General features: G+C 52.3%; 6 protein-coding genes. 4 read left to right on the forward strand and 2 right to left on the reverse strand.

Translation table 11 applies throughout. The features are described from left to right. Nucleotides 1-91: 91 nt before the first annotated feature. On the forward strand, nt 92-865 hold the full coding sequence (gene xth / locus NGM62_RS08110; protein ID WP_262247021.1) for an exodeoxyribonuclease III: 774 nt from the start codon (nt 92-94) through the stop codon (nt 863-865). Nucleotides 866-872: 7 nt separating this feature from the next. On the opposite strand, the gene lspA is transcribed toward xth, so the two are convergent. Beyond that, entirely contained in the window at nt 873-1,379 is a 507-nt protein-coding gene (gene lspA / locus NGM62_RS08115) for a signal peptidase II (protein ID WP_262247022.1), read from the reverse strand. 227 nt (nt 1,380-1,606) lie between these two features. Between lspA and NGM62_RS08120 the strand changes: the two genes are divergently transcribed. The 3 genes from NGM62_RS08120 to NGM62_RS08130 are packed head-to-tail and all read left to right on the forward strand — an operon-like array spanning nt 1,607 to nt 4,931. After that, the gene (locus NGM62_RS08120; protein ID WP_262247023.1) at nt 1,607-3,736 is read left to right on the forward strand and encodes a TonB-dependent receptor; all 2,130 of its coding nucleotides are present in this window, start codon (nt 1,607-1,609) and stop codon (nt 3,734-3,736) included. Continuing rightward, on the forward strand, nt 3,733-4,371 hold the full coding sequence (locus NGM62_RS08125; protein WP_262247024.1) for a hypothetical protein: 639 nt from the start codon (nt 3,733-3,735) through the stop codon (nt 4,369-4,371). Before NGM62_RS08120 ends, NGM62_RS08125 begins: the two co-directional genes overlap by 4 nt. Nucleotides 4,372-4,379: 8 nt before the next feature. Continuing rightward, nucleotides 4,380-4,931 (forward strand): DNA-3-methyladenine glycosylase I, encoded by a 552-nt coding sequence (locus NGM62_RS08130; protein ID WP_262247025.1) that lies wholly within the window; start codon nt 4,380-4,382, stop codon nt 4,929-4,931. A 5-nt stretch (nt 4,932-4,936) separates the two neighbouring features. On the opposite strand, the gene NGM62_RS08135 is transcribed toward NGM62_RS08130, so the two are convergent. Beyond that, on the reverse strand, nt 4,937-6,250 hold a 1,314-nt coding region (locus NGM62_RS08135), incomplete at its 5' end, for a M13 family metallopeptidase (RefSeq protein ID WP_262247026.1).

Consider the following 6,250-nt stretch of genomic DNA (forward strand, 5'->3'; position numbering starts at 1 on the left):
TGAGCAAAGATACGAAAATACGGCTACAATGAATAAGGCGGTAAGCCGCTTTTACGCTTGTATATCGGCCAAATTTAGTTAAGTTTGCTGTATGAAGATTGCCACGTATAATGTAAACAGCATCAACGCACGCCTGCCCGTCGTGTTGCGGTGGCTGGAAGAATCACAACCGGATGTGGTGTGCCTGCAGGAGCTCAAGGCTATCCAAGAGAATTTCCCCGAAGCCGCGCTGCTCGAGGCGGGTTACCAATCAATCTGGCACGGACAGAAAAGCTGGAACGGCGTAGCCATCCTCTCTCGGGTCGGGCTGCCGGAGGAGACATGCCGGGTATTGCCCGGCGACCCTGACGACGTGCATAGCCGCTATATCGAAGCCAAAATCAATGGTATACTGATCGGCTGCTTGTACCTACCCAACGGTAATCCGGCACCAGGGCCCAAGTTTGACTACAAGCTCAGCTGGATGGATCGACTACTCAGCTATGCAGAGGGGCTGCTCAAGCAAGGCGGACCGGTAATATTAACCGGCGACTTCAACATTATCCCCACCGAGTCCGATGTGTACCGGCCCGAACGCTGGGTCAAAGATGCATTATTCCGGCCCGAATCGCGTGCCGTGTTCAAGGCGCTCATCGAACAGGGATGGACAGACGCCATCCGGCAGATTTATCCCGATCAAACGGTATATACCTATTGGGATTATTTCCGCAATGCGTTTGGCCGTGATGCCGGTATGCGCATAGATCATTTCCTGCTGAGCCCCGAGGTGGCACCGCAACTACGTACCGCCGGTGTAGACCGCGACGTGCGTGGATGGGTAAAGACTAGCGACCATGCCCCCGTATGGATTGAAGTGGAAACGTAGCGGAAAATCAGTGCGGCATAAATTCTTGCCTCCTGCCCCGCAGGGCAAAGAGCAGCATCATACCCACACCTATCGTAATGGAAACGTCGGCCATATTGAAGATACCCGTTTGAAGCGGGCCGACCCTGATGTGTACGAAATCGGTAACGGAACCATACAGTAGCCTGTCGATCATATTGCCAATACCGCCACCGATGGCGAAACCCAGCGCAAACGTGAGCCAAGGCTGTTTTCCGCCCAGCCTCGTCATGTAAAACAACCCAAATAGGAGCACAATGATGGGCAATACAATAAACAGTAATGATTTCACTGGTTGCCACCACGTTTGACCCATACTTAAAAAAGCACCCGAGTTTTCGATATTGGTGAGGGTAAGGTGGTCAGATATCAATATAATCCGTTCATGTGGAGATATCTGATTCCTAACCATGGTCTTCGTCAGCTGGTCACAGCTGATGTTGAGTGATATCAGGATGAGTCCGAATAGCGTGCCTACACGTCGGTTGAAAGTCATGTGCTGTGTTATTTATCAAGCTGCTAATATAGCTATTCGGCAAAAAATCGCCCCGCTGTTTCTTGTATCAGTTTTTTTGGAGGACTTCGCCACTATCCTTTTCAAACCGGGGTTTTCATGTGCCACTACAATAGGTCACAACTCCCCAATATACACAAAGCTACGGTTACTCTTTACCAAACAATGACACCATATTCGCGTCGATTGCGTAAGCTTGCCGCAAAGCTATGCACGCTCTCCGCTACTACGTCATATGGGCCGTACTGATCTGTGCGAACATGACCTTCGCACAGGAAATCTCTTTACGTGGCAACGTGATAGACCAGCGGGGCCATGCAGTTGCCGGCGCCAATGTTTTCGTAAAGGGAACGGTATATGGTGCCACCACCGAAGACGACGGCTCTTTTGCCTTTGACGTAAGCCCACTGGGCGATACGGTTTTGGTGGTGCGGCATCTGGCCATGCAGACCGCAGAAGTGATGGTGAACATCAAAATAGGCATACAACCCATCACCATACGGATAAGACCCCAATCCACCCTATTGGAGGAAGCATCCGTTGATATACGCAACCACCGGTCCATCGACCACAACCGTTCGATCACACTTACCACGATGGACGTGGATACATCACCCGGAAGCGATGGGGATGTCACAACAGCGCTTCGCCAATTTCCCGGCGTGCAAACCGTGGGCGAAAGCGGTGCGCTGTTCGTCCGCGGCGGAAGCGGCGAAGAAAGTAAAACATTCATAGACGGCCTAGAAATTACGTATCCCTATGTCACCGGGGTACCCGATATCGCACAGCGTAGCCGTTATTCTCCACATTTGTTTGAAGGTATCACCTTCAGCACGGGGGGCTATGCGCCGGCGTACGGCGGTGCGCTCTCGTCTATCCTTTCGCTAGACTCGCGCCAGCACCCCACGCAGAGTTCCACGGTGGTGGCCCTCCTACCCTACGGCCTGCAGGGTGGCCACGACCAGCTGTTCAACAAACGGACATCCGCCGGCATAGACCTCGGGTATTCCAATTTCGGACCGTATTACCGCCTCATCAACCATCAAACCGACTGGACCCAAGCTCCTGAAAATTGGACAGCAAATGCAAATTTCAGGTATACAATGAAGGATGGTGGCGTCATCAAATGGTATGGCTACGCCAACACGTCCGCACAAGCAGCCAACCTACCTGATGTAAATAACGCCGGGGAGCTGGCCTATCTGGGGGTAAATAATCGCAACGCTGTATCCCTGCTCACACTGGAGCGGCCGTTCTCAAGCCGGGGAAATATGTATGTGGGCTATGGCTTCAATTTCAACCACGATGAATACCGTGCTACGTCGGCAACGGGAAACCTCCAGGCACAGCATCAATTGCGGTTGGCCATCCGTACACCGTTGGTAGGTGCGTCTTCCATAGACGTCGGTGCGGAAGGCTTTAGCGTCCGGTTTTCACCTACCGCAACCAGCAGCACCATTTTCGACCATAAAGGCGCCGTGTGGGCCGAACTCACACTGCCGGTTGTCGGCAGAGCCACCCTACGTCCGGGTTTGCGCGTGGACTACAGTAGCCTGCTTACACAAGCGGCACTATCACCCCGTATCACTGCGGCCTACCAATTGTCTGCTGCCAATCGGTTTTCGCTGGCCTGGGGCAAGTATACCCAACAGCCGGATTATATGTACCTTGCAGCCATGCCACACATCGGTTACCAGCAGGCCCATCATTACATCGCCAACTTCCAACACAACCGCGGCGGGCACTTGGTACGCGTAGAGGGCTACTATAAAGATTATACGGCCCTGCTAACCACGCTCGGCGATGGAACCAACAACGGAAGTGGAACGGCAAGCGGCGTGGAGGTATTTTACCGGAACCAGCAGGGCGACAAGGGACTCGACTATTGGTTATCTTATAGTTACCTCCATACCAAACGCGCATACCTGGATTTTCCCGTCCGAGCCATGCCCACATTTGCGACGCCCCATACGGTACATGCCGTAGCTAAGCAGTTCGTCAGGCCAATAGGTGTTTATGTCGGCGGATTGTATTCATTAGCCACGGGCAGGCCTTATTTGAACCCAAATAATCCCGTTTTTCTGGGCGATCGTACAGCCGCTTATCACAATGTAAACATCAACGCTGCCCTGCTCCGCAAATGGGGCAATACGTTCATTACCGTGGTAGCTGCGGTAAACAATGTGCTGGCCAATAAGCAAGTCTTCGGTTACCATTATGCAGATGATGGCAGTTTCCGGGTACCCGTTGAGCGCCCCTATGGCCGGTCGTTACTCATCGCTGCATTTATCAGTATCGGCAGGGACCGATCGGACGAAATCTTAAATCAATTACCATGAAATCTATTCTAATTCTACTTGCCTGTATCTCTTTTACATTATTGGCCGGCACCGCCCACAGCCAATCGTTGGAACAATTACTCGCCCCCGAAATCGGCACCTTAGACAGTGCCAAGGGCCCCGCCGTGCTGCAGCCGTTGGCCAATAGCTTCGAGCGGATAGCACTCGCCCATCCCAAAAGCTGGCATGCAAACTATTATGCGGCTTACACGTATACCTTGCTCGCATTTGCTGCACCGAAAGATCAGATCGATGCGCTGGGCGACCGTGCCCAGGAATACCTCGACCTCGCAATGGCGATTAGGCCAAACGACACGGAAAACCATATCCTGGCAGCTTACCTGCTCAGCGCACGTATCAATGCCAACCCGATGGTACGTGGGGCCAGCATGGGGCGTGAAAGTAAAACACATCTTACGGCTGCGCTGGAGCAAGAGCCGGACAACCCAAGGGCGCTCTTCGTTCGCGGTATGGGTATCTACCATACCCCGGCGGTCTTCGGTGGCGGTAAGAAGAAAGCCAAACCGTTCCTCGACCGGGCGTTGGAGGCATTCGATGCCATCGACAGCGATGCGCCACTAGCCCCACGTTGGGGCCGACGCGAAACCGCCCAGTTACTTGCGGAATACAAATAGAAAAAACCATGTCATACTGTACAGCCATCCCCGCCATGCAGCCCACCTCACGGCAGGCGCTGCACCAATACTACCACGACAACCATTATGGATTTCCCATACACGATGACAACGAATTATTTGGACGGCTCATCATGGAAATCAACCAAGCCGGCCTGAGTTGGGAAACCATTCTCCGTAAGGAAGAGGGTTTCCGCAGGGCGTACGACCGATTTGAAGTGATTAAGGTAGCCAGATATGGGGATACCGAACGCAAGCGGCTCCTGGAAGATAGAGGCATTATCCGCAACCGGCTTAAGATAAATGCAGCTATAGAAAATGCCAAAACAATCGTTACCCTACAACAGGAATATGGCTCGTTTGAACAATGGCTCGACCACCATCATCCGCTGCCCTTGCACGAATGGACGAAGTTATTTAAGAAAATGTTCAAGTTCACAGGCGGCGAGATCGTAAATGAATTTTTAATGAGCACCGGTTACCTTCCCGGTGCTCATGATCCCGATTGCCCCGCCTACGCAGCCGTATTGGAAGCGAAGCCAAAGTGGGCCATCGGATAAAAAACTTACCAGATAACGATGCGTTTTTCTTTAGGGAGGAATAACTTATCACCCTCCTTGATGTCGAACGCCTCGTAAAAACCGTCTACATTGACCAGCGGCCCCACAGCGCGGTATTGAGCCGGCGAGTGCGGGTCGGTCTTTACTTGGTTCACGACAAACTGCTCGGTAGTCTTCGACCGCCAGATGGTAGCCCACGACAGGAAAAAGCGCTGTTGCTGCGTAAAGCCGTCAATATTACCCGGGTTGCCCTTTTCCTTCAGGTAAAGCTGGAGTGCATCGTAAGCTACCGATACACCACCGAGGTCGCCGATGTTTTCGCCCAGCGTAAAGCGGCCGTTCACATACACACCCGGAACGGGCTCATACGCTTCAAACTGCTCCACCAACGCGGCGGTTGCCTTCTCAAATGCTGCACGGTCTTCATCCGTCCACCAATTGTTCAAGTTGCCATTACCATCATACTGCGAACCGCTATCATCAAACCCGTGCGACAGCTCGTGACCGATTACAGCACCAATACCGCCAAAATTGACCGCTGCATCAGCTTTGTAATCGTAGAAAGGCGGCTGCAATATCGCAGCAGGGAAAACAATCTCATTACGCAACGGACTGTAATAGGCGTTTACCGTCTGCGGCGTCATCCCCCATTCGGTCCTATCCACTGGTTTACCTTGCTTAGCACGATTCTCTTCAAACCGCCACCGCTTAGCTTGGAGTACATTTTCAAACAAAGACTCCCCTACCTCCAAGCCGGAGTAATCCTTCCACTTGTCGGGATAGCCAATCTTCACCTCGAAACGGGAAAGCTTAGCCAGTGCTTTCTCCTTCGTTGCGTCAGACATCCAACTAAGTTGGTTGATATGCTGCCCAAATGAGCGAATCAGGTAATTCACCATTTCTTCAGCCGCTTGTTTGGCCTCCGCGGGGAAATGTTTTTCTACATAAAGCTTACCTAGCACCTCACCGGCAATGCGGTTCACAAACTCCTGACCACGTTTATCCAACGCACGTTGTTCCTGCTGGCCACGGAGCGTCCGACCCCAAAAGTCAAAACTGAGCTCATCCAGCTCCCGGGTTAAGCTGGTGGCAGCGTCATTCGCAATATGGAAACGAAGGAAGTCCTTGATGATAGCCAGGTTCTCCGGCTTCAACACCTGGTCGAGTTCCTCGTAATATTTTATCTCGCCGATGATAACGGTATCGGTATGGAATCCCAAATCAGTCAGGTATTTTGCCAAATCGATATTCTTCACCAATCGATTGAGGTCAGCCTGGATAAAACGCATATGCTGACCCCCGTAACGGGCATGTTGACC

The organism is Parapedobacter soli, from assembly GCF_025460835.1.
Lineage (GTDB): Bacteria > Bacteroidota > Bacteroidia > Sphingobacteriales > Sphingobacteriaceae > Parapedobacter > Parapedobacter soli.